General features: G+C 56.1%; 14 protein-coding genes. 2 read left to right on the top strand and 12 right to left on the bottom strand.

Translation table 11 applies throughout. From position 1 onward, the window contains the following. Positions 1-8: 8 nt before the first annotated feature. Entirely contained in the window at positions 9-2,345 is a 2,337-nt protein-coding gene (locus ASD8599_RS09390; RefSeq protein WP_245925989.1) for a TRAP transporter fused permease subunit, read from the bottom strand. An 82-nt stretch (positions 2,346-2,427) separates the two neighbouring features. Then, positions 2,428-3,471: a TAXI family TRAP transporter solute-binding subunit gene (locus tag ASD8599_RS09385; RefSeq protein ID WP_108828286.1), complete on the bottom strand. Its 1,044-nt coding sequence runs from the start codon at positions 3,469-3,471 to the stop codon at positions 2,428-2,430. An 82-nt stretch (positions 3,472-3,553) separates the two neighbouring features. Between ASD8599_RS09385 and ASD8599_RS09380 the strand changes: the two genes are divergently transcribed. After that, a complete protein-coding gene (locus ASD8599_RS09380) occupies positions 3,554-4,069 on the top strand; it encodes a MarR family winged helix-turn-helix transcriptional regulator (protein ID WP_181364450.1) in 516 nt (171 codons plus the stop codon). A gap of 36 nt (positions 4,070-4,105) precedes the next feature. Here ASD8599_RS09380 and ASD8599_RS09375 read toward each other — a convergent pair whose 3' ends face one another. Genes ASD8599_RS09375 through ASD8599_RS09340 form a run of 8 tightly spaced genes read right to left on the bottom strand, consistent with a single transcriptional unit; the run spans position 4,106 to position 12,308 of the window. Beyond that, entirely contained in the window at positions 4,106-4,900 is a 795-nt protein-coding gene (locus ASD8599_RS09375) for an aldolase/citrate lyase family protein (protein ID WP_108828284.1), read from the bottom strand. Positions 4,901-4,912: 12 nt separating this feature from the next. Further along, entirely contained in the window at positions 4,913-5,713 is an 801-nt protein-coding gene (hpaH, locus tag ASD8599_RS09370) for a 2-oxo-hept-4-ene-1,7-dioate hydratase (protein WP_108828283.1), read from the bottom strand. Beyond that, positions 5,710-6,564, bottom strand: coding sequence for a fumarylacetoacetate hydrolase family protein (locus tag ASD8599_RS09365; RefSeq protein WP_108828282.1), 855 nt, complete (start codon positions 6,562-6,564; stop codon positions 5,710-5,712). The genes hpaH and ASD8599_RS09365 overlap by 4 nt, the downstream gene beginning before the upstream one ends. Further along, positions 6,561-7,958, bottom strand: coding sequence for a pyridoxal phosphate-dependent decarboxylase family protein (locus ASD8599_RS09360; protein WP_108828281.1), 1,398 nt, complete (start codon positions 7,956-7,958; stop codon positions 6,561-6,563). The genes ASD8599_RS09365 and ASD8599_RS09360 overlap by 4 nt, the downstream gene beginning before the upstream one ends. A 3-nt stretch (positions 7,959-7,961) precedes the next feature. Continuing rightward, positions 7,962-9,431, bottom strand: a complete 1,470-nt coding sequence (locus tag ASD8599_RS09355) for an NAD-dependent succinate-semialdehyde dehydrogenase (RefSeq protein WP_181364449.1) — start codon at positions 9,429-9,431, stop codon at positions 7,962-7,964. Continuing rightward, positions 9,428-10,411 carry a 3,4-dihydroxyphenylacetate 2,3-dioxygenase gene (gene hpaD / locus ASD8599_RS09350; protein ID WP_108828280.1) on the bottom strand — a complete coding sequence of 328 codons (984 nt, stop codon included), beginning with the start codon at positions 10,409-10,411 and terminating at the stop codon, positions 9,428-9,430. The genes ASD8599_RS09355 and hpaD overlap by 4 nt, the downstream gene beginning before the upstream one ends. Further along, the gene (gene hpaE, locus ASD8599_RS09345; RefSeq protein WP_108828279.1) at positions 10,411-11,922 is read right to left on the bottom strand and encodes a 5-carboxymethyl-2-hydroxymuconate semialdehyde dehydrogenase; all 1,512 of its coding nucleotides are present in this window, start codon (positions 11,920-11,922) and stop codon (positions 10,411-10,413) included. Before hpaE ends, hpaD begins: the two co-directional genes overlap by 1 nt. Beyond that, the gene (locus tag ASD8599_RS09340) at positions 11,919-12,308 is read right to left on the bottom strand and encodes a 5-carboxymethyl-2-hydroxymuconate Delta-isomerase (protein ID WP_108828278.1); all 390 of its coding nucleotides are present in this window, start codon (positions 12,306-12,308) and stop codon (positions 11,919-11,921) included. Before ASD8599_RS09340 ends, hpaE begins: the two co-directional genes overlap by 4 nt. 106 nt (positions 12,309-12,414) lie before the next feature. Between ASD8599_RS09340 and hpaR the strand changes: the two genes are divergently transcribed. Continuing rightward, complete coding sequence (gene hpaR, locus ASD8599_RS09335; RefSeq protein ID WP_108828277.1) at positions 12,415-12,852, top strand: homoprotocatechuate degradation operon regulator HpaR; 438 nt, start codon at positions 12,415-12,417, stop codon at positions 12,850-12,852. On the opposite strand, the gene ASD8599_RS09330 is transcribed toward hpaR, so the two are convergent. Beyond that, positions 12,849-14,081: a Tm-1-like ATP-binding domain-containing protein gene (locus tag ASD8599_RS09330; RefSeq protein ID WP_108828276.1), complete on the bottom strand. Its 1,233-nt coding sequence runs from the start codon at positions 14,079-14,081 to the stop codon at positions 12,849-12,851. The genes hpaR and ASD8599_RS09330 overlap by 4 nt on opposite strands. After that, positions 14,078-15,562: an aldehyde dehydrogenase family protein gene (locus ASD8599_RS09325; RefSeq protein WP_108828275.1), complete on the bottom strand. Its 1,485-nt coding sequence runs from the start codon at positions 15,560-15,562 to the stop codon at positions 14,078-14,080. Before ASD8599_RS09325 ends, ASD8599_RS09330 begins: the two co-directional genes overlap by 4 nt. Positions 15,563-15,565 lie beyond the last annotated feature (3 nt).

The following is a 15,565-nucleotide window of genomic DNA, read 5'->3' as shown; positions in this document are numbered from 1 at the left end:
GGCTTTCATCAGGCCGGCGCATGGTTCCGGTATCGGATACGGTGCAGGACAAGCATGCCGGCTGTCGCTGCAATCGCCGTCAAATGGACCGCTTCGGGACGCATCAGGATCGCAACGGCAAGGCCAAGGCGCACGAATACCCACGCCAAACCCAACGGGCCTGAATCGTACCGCGCCAGCGCACTTGCCACCAAAAACAGCGCAAGCATCAATCGCGCGATCACCCAAGCCAAAGCCCCAAAGGACACGCCGTTTTCATACCCCGCCAAAGGTGCGCCACTTGCGCTGGAAGGATCCAGCAGCGCTGCGTCGATCAGCAACAGTTCAGGGTAGAACGCGAAGATGAAGGGGATCGTGAACATCACAATACCAGAGCGCACAGCACTAAACCCGGTCGCCATTGGATCCGCTTTGGTGATTGTTGCTGCGGCAAATGCAGCCAATGCGACAGGTGGTGTGATGGCCGACGCAACAGCGAAGTAGAAAATGAACATATGGGCGGTAAACGTCGCGATCCCAAGCCCCACCAACAGCGGCCCCATCAGCAACGCCACGTTGATATAAGCGGGCACAGCCGGCATCCCCATGCCCAAAAGCACAGCCAACAGCATCGTTATGACAAGGGCTACAAACTGGAACAAGACTGACCCGCTACCCCCTAAATCCAGCGACAACAAAAAGCCCAGCACATCGACAGCTACGAATTTCGACAGGCCGGTAAAGTTCAGGCACACATCAATCACAGTAACCGCAAGGAACATCAGATACAGGGTCGAAATCGTGATCCCCGCCTCTGACAACGCATCAAGAACCAAACGGGGCTTGTCGCGGAACTTTTTGTCCAGAAACAGCAACACAGTCACAAAAGCCGCAGCCCACCAGCCCGTTGCACCAGCGTTGCCAGCCGCGTTCTGGAACAACTCGAATATCCACGGCAGATTGGCCGCGCGGCAGGTCCCGTCCGTCATGATCTGCTCGACCCCGAACAGCCAACCAAATGGCCCGCAGCCGATCCCGTCTTTGGGGGTCAGCAGTAGGACGAGGATCAACAGGATCGGCAAGAAAATCTGGCACAGATTCAGCAGATCGGTCTTGGTGAATTTCATATCGTCGGTCAGCTCGCCCAAGGCAGGAATGTTCTGCTTGCGCGACTGGAACATGGCCGACAGGAACAGGCACACGAAATAAGCAACGGCAGGCAAAGCCGCAGCCACCACAATCTCGCGGTAGGGCACAGCCGTCAGCGCGGCCAAAATAAATGCAGCCACCCCCATCACAGGCGGCATAATGGAACCGCCTGAGGATGCAGCGGCCTCGACCCCGCCAGCAAAGGTCCGGCTAAAGCCGCGTTTCAGCATCATCGGGATCGTCAAAACACCCGTGGACAGCACGTTCACCACAGGGCCACCGGTGATGGTTCCAAACATGGCGGATGATACAATTGCCGCATGGGCAGGCCCGCCCTTTAGTTTGCGGGTCCAGCGAAACGCCAGTTTGATCAACGCCTGCCCGCCCGCCGATTTGCCAAACATGGCGCCCAGAATGATGTAGGGGAACACCATGTTCATGATAACATTCATGAACCGTCCCAGCATTCCAGCAGAGTTGTTCACCAAAGCATCATGCACATTGGGGCGACCATCCAAAAAGCTGCGTGGTTCGCCGCCCAATTTGGTCATCAGATATTTGTTGATGTCATCGGGGCCGTGAAAGTACCAAACCAGCACCGTGCCAATCGTGTAAATTGCGATCACCAAAGACACGAGAACCAGCGGAAGGCCCCAAACCTTGACGTTGTAGCCAAGGAAAATCAGGATTGACGCACCCATGATCGCCACCAGCCAGATGCCCGTTGTTTGCACGCATTTGGGATCATCAACCGTGTCAGGTACGGGCATGAACATCTCTTCTGCGAACTTGATTTCTGCCTCTAGCGTTGCGGCGATCAGGCGTGCGCGTTCGCCGGTGACGGTGTCGATCAAACAAACGCTGTCGATTTCAATCAGGTAGGTCAGCGATACAGCACCGGCTGCAACAACAAGGGCTGCGTCCATGAAAAGCCCAAAGCCAGCACGCCGCGTGCCGCGCCAATCACGCCACATGGAATGGCGCATTGCGACCACACACATCATGATGAAAAAGACGATTGGGTAGAACCACTCGGTCGCAAAATTGCGCACTTTCAGCGTTTCACTGCCAAACAGGTTGCGCCACATATCGTCCCAACCCGGTATGGTCGGCATTGAATTCATGATCCCAAGGAACACAAAAAATAACGCTAAGGCGTAAACAGCTTTGGTTGGAAATAATGAGCGGTGTTTTTGCGCGTCGGTCTGCTCGTCCATGCGGGAAACCCAATTTTCGTCTTGATACTGCACCCGCCCCCATCGGTTGAGGGCGGGTGTCTATTGGCGCTCGCTAAATTGCTTATTCTTCGGCGCAATCAGGAATGTCGTAACCTGCGTCTTCCCATGCCCGCACAGCACCTTTGTGGTACTTCATCGGGTTCAGGCCGCACATGCCCAGCGATGGGTTGTCAAAGTTGACGGTTTCACCAAATGGTGCCTTGGCTTTCAAATCGTCCATGGATGCGACATAGGCAGACACCAGATCATAGACCAATTGTTCGTCCATATCCTTATGCACGACGTCACCGCCGATGGTGGCCATGCCGCGGAATGTGGCGTCCTCTGACACGAAGGTCCAGCTGTCACCCATCGCCGCCTGCAAAGTCGCGACTGGAATTTCTGTAGGTGCCGCACCAGGAGAGACCATGTATTTCTGCATGGCTTCGCTTTCATAAAGCTCAATCGGCATGGACCACGCCGTCACTTTGCCAGCAGACCCAATCGTTGACAGACGGGTGTTCGGGAACAGCTCTGGCAGGACGACAGCATCAGGTTCACCGCCAATGATAACGGTCGCAGCCTGCCCCCAATTGGCTTGCATCCCAGTGTATCCTTCACCGTCCTGCAGACCAGTGGCGATCTGGATGATGCTGCGCGCATTCGTCAAAGCGCCCCCGCGTGGCGGGCCGTTAAAGATCGTTCGGCCTTCGACATCATCCCAGCCACCAACGTCCTTGGAGTCGAACGCGAACAGAAAGAAAATACCAAGAGTGTAAGGGTAGATAGAGCGCAGATTACTTGCCAGCTCAGCCCCTTTTTCAGCCCCCAAGGACCCGTAGGGCCCAACACCGCGGCTCATCAGGAACGGCAGAATATGCGGCGCACTGGCTATGTCTGTTTTGCCTTCAGCCACGTTCTGGATCGAATTTGTCAGCGTTTGCCCTTCAGCAAGCTGAATATTTGCAATCCCAAGCGTTCCTGCAATTTCTGTCAGGTGGCTTGGCGCGAGGTGGGTGGCCCCGCCCGCAGATGCGGTTTCTGCCGTTAGGTTTTGTTGTGCGAACGCCGGCGATGCGACGGCGATTGCCGATGCCAGCGCACCTGCAAAAAGTGACTTAGACATGTGGTCCTCCCAGATCCGTTTATTGCGGATTACTGTCAAGAAGGCCGCCTATCCTGTCAATAATTTTGTTGCGCATGCTACAATGATCGGGTCTGATTACCCTATGCATGACAGTGATCCTTTTGCGCCTTTGCTGAACGAAGACGCGTTCGACAAGAACTTTAACATTCGTGTTTTGCGATTGGCGTCGTCCCTGTCGACGATCCTGCAACGATCCACTTTGCGCGATAGCAATGTGACAACGCAGGAATACCGCATTTTGATTTCGATTGCGCGTCACGGTGCGGGGCATTTGCGGGCCATATCGCGCAAAGCGTCAATGGATGCGGCCCATGCCAGCCGCACAATGAAAGCCATGCAATCCAAAGGCTGGCTGGACCGGAACCCCGACCCTACAGACAAACGGCTTGCGGTGTTTTCAATGACAGACCAAGGCCGCACTGCATTCATGCAAGTCTACCCGGCCGCTGCCAAACTGTCGGACGACTTTTCCAAACTGTTTACCGAAGACGAGGTGCACCACCTGTGTGACATGCTGGACCGCGCACGCGCCTATGCGGCAACGCGGCTTGATGATGCGGGCCCGGCTGAAACCTGAATCCGATCTTCGTCGCAGGATTAATGGGTCGTGAGCCTAAACCGCGCTTTGCTCAGTCAGTAATAGTTTACGCCCGTCACTGGACGCCTTGCGCATGTTTCGCGCAAACAATGTCACATCAATTTCTGTTGCGATAAAGGTCGCGCCCAGCTTTCGGCATGATGTCTGCAAATCCTGATCCAGCGTCAAAATCCCAGCTGCCTTGCCAGATGCCACGATCTTTTCGATTGCGCCCAACACAGCGGTTTTGACCCCAGATGCGCCCGCCTGCCCAATGAACCCCATGTCTGCTGCCAGATCAGACGGCCCGATGAAGACACCGTCAATACCATCCACCTTCAGAATATCGTCCAATGCCACCATACCTTTTTGGTTCTCAACCTGTGCCAAAAGGCAAATTTCATCACGCGCTGTTGTCAGGTAATCGCCAATCGCCGCAAAATCAGAGGCCCGTGCCAAAGCAGACCCAACGCCGCGCACCCCGTGTGGTGGATAGGTGACAGCATCCACAAGGTCTTTGGCCTGCGCCGCACTTTCGACCATCGGAATCAACAGCGTCTGTGCCCCTGCATCAAGCAGTTGTTTGATGATCCATGTCTCGCCAATCGGCGGACGCACAACCGCGTGGCTGTCGCGTGCAGCTAGAACTTGCAACTGCGCCACGATGGAACGCAGATCATTCGGGGCATGTTCGCCGTCAATCAACAGCCAATCGAAGCCCGCGCCTGCGCTGATCTCGGCTATGTAGGGATCAGCAAGCCCCAGCCAGCATCCCAATTGCAAATCACCTTTGGCGATGGCGTGTTTAAACGGATTGCGCGGTGCAGGCATGACAATATCCTTTTAGGCAAATGAGATGTCGACGTGACCAAAATCGCCAAAGTCGGCAGTGATCCTTGCGCCAGACGGGCATTCAACAGGGCGGATGAAACTGCCCGACAAGATGATCTGACCCGGTTCAATGCTTTGACCATATTGCGCCATGCGACGCGCCAGCCAAACCACGCTTTCGACGGGATCGTTCAGCACCCCTGCCCCAAGGCCGGTTTCCTCAACCTCGCCGTTACGCGATGTGATCGCACCGACCCAGCGCAAATCGAACGCATCAATTTTGTGTTTCTGTGGACCAAGAACAATTCCAGCATTGGCCGCATTGTCACTGATGGTGTCGAACACTTTGCGGGTGGCACCCGTTTCGGGGTCAGCCCGTAGAATCCGCGTATCCAGAATTTCGATGGAGGGCGCGACATAGTCTGTGGCCGCAATCACATCATCGCGCGTCACCTCTGCACCGCCCAACGGGGCCTTCAGCACAAACGCAATCTCGGCCTCGATCCGTGGTTGAATGAACCGGCCCGCAGGCACCGTGGCGCCGTGATCAAACGCCATATCGTCAAACAAGATGCCGCTGTCGGGAATGTCGATGTTCAGCGCATATTGCATCGCTTTAGATGTCAGCCCGATTTTCCAGCCAATGACGCTGCGCCCTTCTGCCAGCTTTGCGCGGTAAATCGCGTTTTGCACCGCATAGGCGTCGTCCATACCCATTTCGGGATGGGCCTTGGTCAACAGCCCGATCTGCTTTCCGGACTTTTCAGCGGCCAGCAAATCGGCGGCGGCTTTTGCGTGATCTTGCGGGGTCATAGGCGCTCGTCCTCGACGGTGTTGCGCAGGGTGCCGATGCCGTTCACCTCGACCTCGACCACGTCGCCGGGTTTCAGGTACTGCGGCGGATCAAGACGTGCCCCCGACCCTGTGGGCGTGCCAGTCACGATGATATCGCCGGGCTGAAGCGTCATAAAGGTCGAGATATATTCAATTTCGCGACGGATCGGGTGCATCATGCGCGACAACACATCATCTTGGCGCACCTCGCCGTTCACCCGCGTGATGATACGGGCATCGTCCAGTTGGCTTGCGTCTGTGAAAGGCACCAACCACGGACCAATCGCGCCTGAATTGTCCCAGTTCTTGCCCTGAGTGACGTTAAATTTGGCATGACGCACCCAATCGCGGATCGTCCCTTCGTTGCAAAGGGTAATCGCCGAAATATGGTCGTAGGCATCGGCCTGACGGATGCGCCGGCCCGTCTTGCCGATAACAATGGCCACTTCGCCTTCATAGTCCAAGGTTTCGTTTTCCGGCGGACGGATAAGCGGGCGATTGTGGCCGGTGAACCCGCTGGCAAAGCGCGGGAACAACGACATGTATTTGGGTTGCTCGGACCCGTCTTTGTATTCCGCGTTGCGATCGGGGAAATTCACGCCAACACACAAAATACGCGGGGCATTGGGCAGCACCATTTCAAATTCGAAATCCGTATGGGTCACGCGTTTAGCTTTTGCAGCTTCCTCAAGGGCAGCAAAACCGCCCGCCTGCACCACATCCAACAACGTCGGCCACTGCGGAAAGTCGGCGTTCAAGGCAATCATGCCATCGTCGGTCACGGCCCCGTAAAAGGTTTGATCATCTGCGGTATATGTCGCGTATTTCACTGAATTTGCTCCCAAACTTCGCGGATGACGGCATGGGCCATCATCACATCTTCGCGTGTTGTATCGAATTGGCCCACTTGGAACCGGATTACTTTTTGCCCCTGAAACGCACCCTGCGTCAGGTAAATACGTCCGTCGTCATTCAGCGCATCAACCAACCGCTGCTGCATCGCATCATCGCCCGGACAGCGAAACGAAAACAGGCTTAGGATCGGGTCCGTTGTGATCTCGAACCCGTCCAACGCGCGGATGGCATCGCACAGTTCTTGCGCCCAAGCGACGTGATTGCGAATGCGTGTGCGCAGCCCCTCAAGCCCATATGACCGCAGCAAGAACCAGATTTTCAGCGCCCGAAACCTGCGCCCAAGCGGGATTGTCCATTCGGAATAGTTCGTCACCGCATCGCCAGTGGTCTTCAAATACTCAGGTTCGATCTTAAGCGTGTTCAGTTGTGGCGTCGCATCCCGCAAGAATTGCACAGAACAATCAAACTGCGCACCAAGCCATTTGTGCGGGTTGAACACGATACTGTCAAAGCCGTCGACGTCGTCCCAAAATTCTGACCTGAATTCCGGGCAGATCATGGCCGACCCCGCCCATGCCGCATCGAGGTGGGTGTAAAGGTCGTGTTTGGCCGCAACTTTCAAAAGCGGACCAAGCGTGTCGGAGGCACCGATCCCCGTGCCGCCTGTGATTGCGATAATCCCTGCCGGTGTATGTCCTGCGTCCAGATCGGCGGTGATTGCAGCTTCCAATGCGTCCACATCTATGCCGAATTGTGCACCTTTTGTTGGGATTTTGACCAAATTGGCCTGCCCGATCCCAGCGACCCAACATGCGCGATCAATGGATGAATGCACCTGATCCGAACAGTAAATCCGCAGATGGCCCTTGCCTGACAACCCGTCTTTGTTGCCTGTGTATCCCGTGGCGCGTTCCCGCATCGTCAGAACCGCAGACAGTGTCGCCGATGATGCGCTGTCTTGAATGACGCCAGTGAACCCGTCCGCCAGCCCAAGCGCTTGACGCAACCAATCGACCATCACGCCCTCAACCTCAGTGGCGGCGGGGGACGTTTGCCATAACATGCACTGGGCCGCGACGGTGTTAACCAGTTGTTCCGCCAACATCGACGGTGGTGCGGCGTTTGCAGGAAAATACGCAAAGAAACGCGGGTGCTGCCAATGTGTCATGCCGGGCATCACGATGGCTTCAAAATCTGCAAGGATCGCCGCCATGTCGTCGCCCGTTTCGGGCGGTGTGGGGTGCAGCTGCGTCGCTGTATCCCCGACCGCGGTCTGGGAACGCACGGGAAGATCGCGCAGCGACTTGTGATACTGCGCACCCCAGTCGGAAATATGCTTGCCCCAATGGGCGAATTCGTCCCAGTCCATGGTTTACTCCGCCGCTTCGATGCCACCCATACAGATGTATTTGATTTCCATAAAATCATCGAGACCCTGCCGTGCGCCTTCACGCCCCAGACCTGATGATTTGACCCCGCCAAACGGTGCCTCCGTTGTCGACACATGACCTGTATTGACACCCACCATCCCGTATTCAAGCGCCTCGGACACCCGCCACACACGCGCGATGTCTCGGCTATAGAAATAGGACGCAAGGCCAAATTCGGTGTCGTTTGCAGCAGCTATAACTTCAGCCTCTGTGTCGAATTTGAACAAAGGCGCCACTGGGCCGAATGTTTCCTCGCTGGCCACTGCCATGTCGGATGTCACACCTGTCAGGATGGTCGGTTCATAGAACGTGCCGCCCAATGCGTGGGGCTTGCCCCCAAGGGTCACAACCGCGCCTTTGCCTGTGGCATCTGCAATATGGCTACTGACCTTCGCGACAGCCGCGTCGTTGATGAGCGGTCCAAACACCACACCGTCATCCGCACCGTTGCCAACAGGCAAACCCTTGACCTTCGCCGCCAGTTTCTTGGCAAATGCATCATAAACACCCGCCTGCACGTAAATGCGGTTCGCACACACGCAAGTTTGGCCATTGTTGCGGAATTTCGACAAGATCGCCCCGTCAACAGCGGCATCCAGATCGGCATCATCAAACACGATGAAAGGCGCGTTGCCGCCCAGCTCAAGCCCCAGCTTTTTGATCGTGGGAGCAGATTGCGCGTAAAGCTTCGCGCCCACACCCGTTGATCCGGTGAACGTCAATTTGCGCACAACCGGGCTGCTTGTCAGCACACCGCCAATGGTCGCTGCATCCCCGGTGATGACTGAAAACAAACCGCTGGGCACACCAGCCTCTTCAGCCAACACCGCCATTGCAATAGCTGAAAATGGCGTCAATTCAGATGGTTTCAGAACCATTGCACAGCCCGCAGCAAAGGCAGGTGCCGCTTTGCGGGCGATCATCGCATTCGGAAAGTTCCAAGGCGTGATTGCGGCCGTGACGCCGATGGGTTGCTTGACACACAAGATGCGTTTGTCGGGGGCATTGGTTGGGGTGATGTCACCATACGCACGGCGTGCTTCCTCGGAAAACCATTCGATAAAGGACGCGCCATAGCCGATCTCGCCTGTCGCTTCGGCCAATGGCTTGCCCTGCTCGAACGTCAGGATGCGCCCAAGATCATCTTGATGGGCCATCATCAGATCAAACCAGCGCCGCAACACATTGCTGCGATCTTTGGCGGTGCGTGCCGCCCACGCCTTTTGGGCGACCTCAGCCGCATCAATCGCCTGTTGGGTTTCGGCGGCGCCGAGGTTTGGGACATATCCCAACACAGTGCCTGTCGCGGGATTCGTGACTGCAATATCCGCGTCGCTTGCGGCAATCCATGTGCCCCCGACAAGGGCCGCTTGGCGAAAGAGGTCGGGGTTCTTAAGGTTCAGTCCCGTCATGGCGCAATAATCGGGCTAGCTTGGATGTCGGACTCCTTGGTATCGACGCCAACAAACGTCGTGCCGTGTTTGAACCAGCTTTCCGGTGCCGCTGCCCCCCAAAGCGTCTGGCGCTGCGGGTCTTGCAGGTCCCATTTGATCGGCTCCAGATCCGGATCTACGGTCTGATAGTCAGAGCAGTAAATCTCGATCCGGTGCCCGTCGGGGTCAAGGATATAAAGGAAGAACGCATTGGAAATGCCGTGGCGACCGGGGCCGCGTTCGATGTTGTCGACGTAGCCTGTGGTCGCCATCAAATCCAGCAAATCAATGATGTTCAGAGGTGTTGGAACCCAGAACGCAACGTGGTGCATTCGTGGGCCTGTGCCATTGGTGAACGCCATGTCATGCACGCCCCCTTTGCGGTGCATCCACGCGGCCCAAAGTTTCTTGCTGTCGTCATCTTCGGTATATTCCGTCACACGGAACCCGAAATCGCTGTAAAATTCCACGGACGCATCAACGTCATGGCTAAAGCAGTTAAAGTGGTCGATCCGCAGCGGTTTCACACCACGGTACAGCGCATATTTTTGATGGATTGGCGCAAGGCGATCCATCTTGTGATAAAATTCCAGCGGAATGCCCATGTTGTCAGAAGTCAGCAGCGTCTTGCCCTGATACGGGCGCTCCACCCAGGATGTCGGGCGGCCTTTGCCTTTGAAATAGGCTTCGGCTTTGTCCAGATCAGCTTCGTCGAAGGTTTTGAAGCCCATGACTTCGACCGTGCCCGGTTGATCGGACTTTTGCAAAATGATGCAGTGGTGGCCGCGTTCTTCCATGGCGCGCAGATAGATGTGGCTGTCGGACTCATCTGTCACCTGAAGGCCCAAGATCTCTGTGTAGAACGTGCGCGACGCGGCAAGGTCTTTCACGTTCAGACACACATGGCTTAGGCGGATGGTGTTAAAATCGGGGTATAGATTTGGTGCGGGTACAGGCATTACAGCGCTCCTAACTTGGTGATTTTATGGTGTCCCGTGGCAAAGCCGATGTGCTTTTGCTCCATGTAGAATTCAAACGACCAATCGCCGCCATCGCGTCCTATGCCGCTTGCTTTGACGCCGCCAAAGGGGGTGGGCAAGTGACGGACGTTCTCGGAGTTGACCCAGATCATGCCGGCCTCAAGAGCTTCGGTGAAGCGCAGTGCACGGGTCAGATCGTTGGTCCAGACATAGCCTGTGAGGCCGTAGTCGATGTCGTTGGCCATCTCCAGGGCTTCTTCTTCGGTGGAGAACGGAATGGATGTCAGCACAGGGCCAAAGATTTCTTCTTGTGCGATGCGCATTTGGTTGGTGGCGTTGGTGAACAACGTCGGACGGATGAAATACCCCTCGTCCCCAACCGTCACACCACCTGCGGCCACTGTTGCACCGTCGTCTTTGGCAATGTCGAAATAGCTGGTGACTTTGTTGAAATGCTCTTCTGTCACAAGCGGTCCGATTTCAGTCGCCGGGTCCAGCGGATGGCCAACTTTGATGTTGTTGACCCGCGCCACCAATTTGGCCTCAAAATCTTCGCGGATCGTGTCTTGGATCAGCAGGCGCGATGATGATGTGCAACGTTCGCCATTGATCGAATAGATCATGAAGATCACGGCATCCAAAGCACGGTCCAGATCGGCATCTTCAAACACGATGACAGGGTTTTTGCCGCCAAGCTCAAGGTGGTTGCGTTTCAGCGTATCAGCCCCTTGCTTGGTGATCAGCGACCCTGTGCGGCTTTCGCCCACAAAGGCAATCGCTTTGATCTTGGGGTGTTCACACAGTGCTTTGCCAGCGCCTTCACCAAACCCGTTGACAGTGTTCAACACACCGGGGGGCAGACCTGCCTCTTCGGCAATCTCAATCAACAAACGGGCCGTCAGTGGCGATGCTTCGGCAGGTTTGTGCACCACGGTACAGCCTGCGGCCAACGCCGGAGCAATCTTCCATGTGGACAACATAAATGGCGTGTTCCACGGCGTGATTACACCAACCGGCCCGATCGGTTTACGCGTTGTGACGTTCATAAGCGTCGGGGACTGCAATTGCTGTCCGTCGCGGGCCTGCACGACTTGATCTGCAAAATAGCGGAAGTTTTCGGCACCACGCAGGGCCGCTTTGGACATGAATTTATAGGTCTGGCCCGTGTCCCAACATTCGCACAGCGCGATTTCTTCGGCGCGCGCCTCGATGCCTTCCGCGATTTTGATCAGGATTTTCTTGCGCTGCAATGCGGGCATGTCGCGCCACGCGGCAAAGGCATTATGCGCTGCATTGGCCGCCGCGTCGATGTCCACAGCCGTGCCGTGGGCCACGTCACAGATCAAGGATTTGTCCACGGGTGACGTATTTTGGAAAACACCACCATCGCCTGCCACATCTTGCCCCGCGATCCGGTTCAGGATGCCGGTTTTGCGGAACCGGCCCAGAAAGCCGTCCAACTTGGCAATGTTGTCATCGAGTACAGTCATGAGTGATCCTCCAGGTGATCGCGAATGTTGCCAAATTTTGGCGACAGGTCGGCATTGATGTCGCGCATCTCGGCAGAAAGCGCGATGGAACGGGTGGCCATTGCAGGGGCCATGAATTCTTTGAGCGCGGCAAAGATGCGCCCGATTGCGTCACGTTTTACATCCTCAGCACGCCCTTCGCGCAAGCGCACGGACAGATCGATAAACCCGTGTTTTGGATCGCCGTTCGCCATTGCAAAGTGATCGACGCGGGTGGCCCGCACCCGAACGCCCGCCATGGGAAACGTGTCGATCAAAGCGGCCTCGGACCGGATGACTTCGCACAAAGCGGCCATATCCACGACATCCTCAAGGTTGGCTGAGTATTCGATATGGAAGTGAGGCATTTCATTTCCTTAACATGTTAATTGTTTCCAAGTTAAATAATGCTATCATGTATTGTCAACATCTTCTTTGGCCTGCATTTGAAGGAGATAGAAGATTTGAGGCACCATGACCAAACAGCTCCCTTCCACGTCTCGATCCTTACCCATTGCGCTGATCCGCGCCCGTGAAGGCGTGATGTCTCCGATCCGCGACATGCTGTCTGAAACAGGCATCACAGAACAACAATGGCGCGTCTTGCGCGTGCTGGTCGAATTCGGCCGGATGGACACCAAAACTCTGGCAGACCGATCCAGCCTGCTGTTTCCAAGTCTGACGCGCATTGCAGCGACATTGCGCGACAAAGGCCTTGTGACACAAACGCGTGACGACAAAGATCGCAGACGCCAATTCATCGAGATCACCCCCAACGGACAAAAGATTATCGACGACCGCAGCCCGCAAGCCGCACAGATCGTAGCGGGGTTCAAAACGGCCTTGGGTGACGACGACTATGAAAGGTTACTGGACCTTCTGGCGCGTCTTGACCCCGGCGCAAATTCCTAAACCGCAACGGTGCCATCTGCGCACCACCCATCAAATATCTCAAGCACTCTGTCGGCAAAATCCGCGTCATTGATGTGGCACGCAATCCTGTGGGCCGTGACATTGGCAGGCAAAGTCGCTTCAATTTCAGCCAGGAAATCCGCAAGACCGCTTGCGTTGTGCAAATCAGCGCCTGCGCGGTCCCATTCGCCCAAACCGTCTTCGGGCAAGATCATTGCGACAGGTCCCTTGGCGGTGGCCAATTGGGTGGAATGTGCGCGCGCGACCTCTTTGCGTTCCTCTGCCTCCAGCACGATCGATGTCAAAAGGCGGTTGTGTTCATGTTTCATATGGGCATCCCATCTGGCGTCCAACGGTTGCCATCCCACAACGTCCACAAGATCATAGCACCCCGGCGCCACGATCTGCGGCGTGCCATTTGCCCCTGCGTTGGTCAAACGATCCGCCCCTGCGGAAATGTTTGAGCCATGGATATGATTGCCCAATTCTTGGGTGCAAAGGTCAAGGACACAGGCAAATGCCCCCTGCCCTGCAAGACTTTCAAACGCCCGCCCCCCCATGCCTGTTGCATGAAACACAGCGACCTCAAAGCCGCGGTCTTCCAATGCGGGCTTCAATGGGATCACGTATTTTAACGCCGATGTCCCCAACGACATCATCCCGATCAGGGGTTTGTCAGGATCAGGCATCTGCACCGCGCGCGCCGCACCAAGAACAGCGCCCGCGGCCTGACTTAGCGACGCTTTGCAAACCGAGTTCAAACCGTACAACCCGCCCGCCCAAAGGATCATTTGTGTGTCCGCCGCAAGACGTTCTGCAGGGATAAGCGGGGAAAACGAGACCGTGGACACGATGTACTTAGGCACACCAAGCGGCAATGCTGCGGCCACATCCAATGCAAGATCAGTGCCCATTGTACCGCCCAAAACGATCATTCCATCGAATTTTCGCTCCTGATATAGTCTTGCGGCCAACAGCGACGCCCCCGATGCCATGATCTGCATCGCCGTATTTTCATTGCCCGAAGCGATAGCGGCCTCGATGGTGCTTCCGCCCTCTTGGGCGACATCATGTTTTGAATAATCGCAAGGCTTTGACGGATCACCCAGCACCGACACATCCATCGTCACAACGTGGCCGCCCTGATCGCGAATGACACCCGCCAGAAACCCCAATTCGTCGTCCTTGGTGTCATAGGTTCCGATCACGAGAATGGTTTTGTCAGTCATAGCTTGATCCAGGCGGTTTTAAGATTGATATATTTTTCAATGGCATGCAGGGACTTGTCGGATCCGTTTCCGGATTGTCCGACACCGCCCAAAGGCACAGTACCGTCGGCGCCGCCATATGTGTTGATGTGCATCACACCCGTGCGCACGTCACGTACCATACGGTGTGCGCGGCTTAAATTGGATGTCCAGGCCGCCCCTGCCAAACCATACACTGTGGCGTTTGCCAATTGCACGGCCTCATCGTCGGTGTGAAATGGGGTCACGCCCAAGACGGGGCCAAACACCTCTTTTTGGGTCAATGTTGCATCGCGCGTCACGCCAGTGACAATCGTGGGCGCCATGTAATAGCCGCCTGTGTCCTGTAAAATCCGGTCGCCACCGGTGATCACCTCACCACCTTCGGCTTTGGCGGTGTCCACAAACCCAAGGTTCGCATTCAATTGTACTTCAGAATTGACCGCACCAATATGTGTGTCGACTTGCAATGGGTCTCCGACGCGCATGGCCTCGGTGGCTTTGACAACGGCCGCGACGAAATCATCGTGGATTGACGCTTCGACCAGCAACCTTGATCCCGCCACACACACCTGTCCGGCGTTGCGGAAAATGCCACCCGCTGCGACCTTTGCGGCCTCGTCCAGATTGGGGGCATCGGCAAAAACAATGTTGGGGGATTTGCCGCCAAGCTCCAGATAAACACGTTTCATGTTAGACCGTGCCGCGTAGTCCATCAGCCGCCGTCCCGTGCCGCCGGATCCGGTGAAAACCAGTACATCTATGTCCATGGACAGGCCCATAACTTCGCCCACGACAGCGCCTTCACCTGTCACGGCGTTCAAAACGCCGGGCGGCAACCCGGCCTCAAGCGCCAGATGGCACATTTTCATCAAGGACAGCGACGCTGTTTCGGACGGTTTCAGCACGACTGAATTGCCCATCGCCAATGCAGGTCCAAGTTTCCAGGCCCCGATCATCATCGGGAAGTTCCAAGGAATGATCGCGCCCACGACGCCAACCGGTTCCTTGTGGATCATGCCCAGCACATCCGCCCCTGTTGGGGCAATTTCGCCGTAAATCTTGTCCAGCGCTTCAGCGTAGTAGCGGATCGTGCCAGCCGCCGATCCCGGTTCAGCCTTAAGCGCCATGCTGATTTCGGTGCCATTGTCGCGCACGCCAAGCACGGCAAGTTCAAGTGCATTGGCCTCAATCAGGTCGGCCCACTTCATCAGCACCTTTTTGCGGGCAGAGGGTGGTTGCCCGGCCCAACGACGGTCCTCGAAGGCGGCACGGGCCGAGGCAATCGCCGCCTCCATATCTGCGGCTGTGCCTTTGGCTGTGGTCGTTAAAACTTGTCCGTCAATCGGTGACAGAATGTCCATCGTTCCGCCATCAGACGCAGGAACATGTGCGCCGTCAATCAAATGGGAAAATGCGGGAACGGGTTGCGCACGAAGGGCGTCAATTTTTTGCTGGTCCATGGG

This window comes from Ascidiaceihabitans donghaensis (assembly GCF_900302465.1).
GTDB classification, from domain to species: Bacteria; Pseudomonadota; Alphaproteobacteria; order Rhodobacterales; family Rhodobacteraceae; genus Ascidiaceihabitans; species Ascidiaceihabitans donghaensis.
This window is presented reverse-complemented; position numbering and strand designations above follow the sequence as displayed.

Coding starts and splice junctions, on each gene's coding strand:
- ASD8599_RS09390 (WP_245925989.1), bottom strand. CDS start 2,345: ATGGACGAGCAGACCGACGCGCAAAAACACCGCTCATTATTTCCAACC.
- ASD8599_RS09385 (WP_108828286.1), bottom strand. CDS start 3,471: ATGTCTAAGTCACTTTTTGCAGGTGCGCTGGCATCGGCAATCGCCGTC.
- ASD8599_RS09380 (WP_181364450.1), top strand. CDS start 3,554: ATGATCGGGTCTGATTACCCTATGCATGACAGTGATCCTTTTGCGCCT.
- ASD8599_RS09375 (WP_108828284.1), bottom strand. CDS start 4,900: ATGCCTGCACCGCGCAATCCGTTTAAACACGCCATCGCCAAAGGTGAT.
- hpaH (WP_108828283.1), bottom strand. CDS start 5,713: ATGACCCCGCAAGATCACGCAAAAGCCGCCGCCGATTTGCTGGCCGCT.
- ASD8599_RS09360 (WP_108828281.1), bottom strand. CDS start 7,958: ATGGACTGGGACGAATTCGCCCATTGGGGCAAGCATATTTCCGACTGG.
- ASD8599_RS09355 (WP_181364449.1), bottom strand. CDS start 9,431: ATGACGGGACTGAACCTTAAGAACCCCGACCTCTTTCGCCAAGCGGCC.
- hpaD (WP_108828280.1), bottom strand. CDS start 10,411: ATGCCTGTACCCGCACCAAATCTATACCCCGATTTTAACACCATCCGC.
- hpaE (WP_108828279.1), bottom strand. CDS start 11,922: ATGACTGTACTCGATGACAACATTGCCAAGTTGGACGGCTTTCTGGGC.
- ASD8599_RS09340 (WP_108828278.1), bottom strand. CDS start 12,308: ATGCCTCACTTCCATATCGAATACTCAGCCAACCTTGAGGATGTCGTG.
- hpaR (WP_108828277.1), top strand. CDS start 12,415: ATGACCAAACAGCTCCCTTCCACGTCTCGATCCTTACCCATTGCGCTG.
- ASD8599_RS09330 (WP_108828276.1), bottom strand. CDS start 14,081: ATGACTGACAAAACCATTCTCGTGATCGGAACCTATGACACCAAGGAC.
- ASD8599_RS09325 (WP_108828275.1), bottom strand. CDS start 15,562: ATGGACCAGCAAAAAATTGACGCCCTTCGTGCGCAACCCGTTCCCGCA.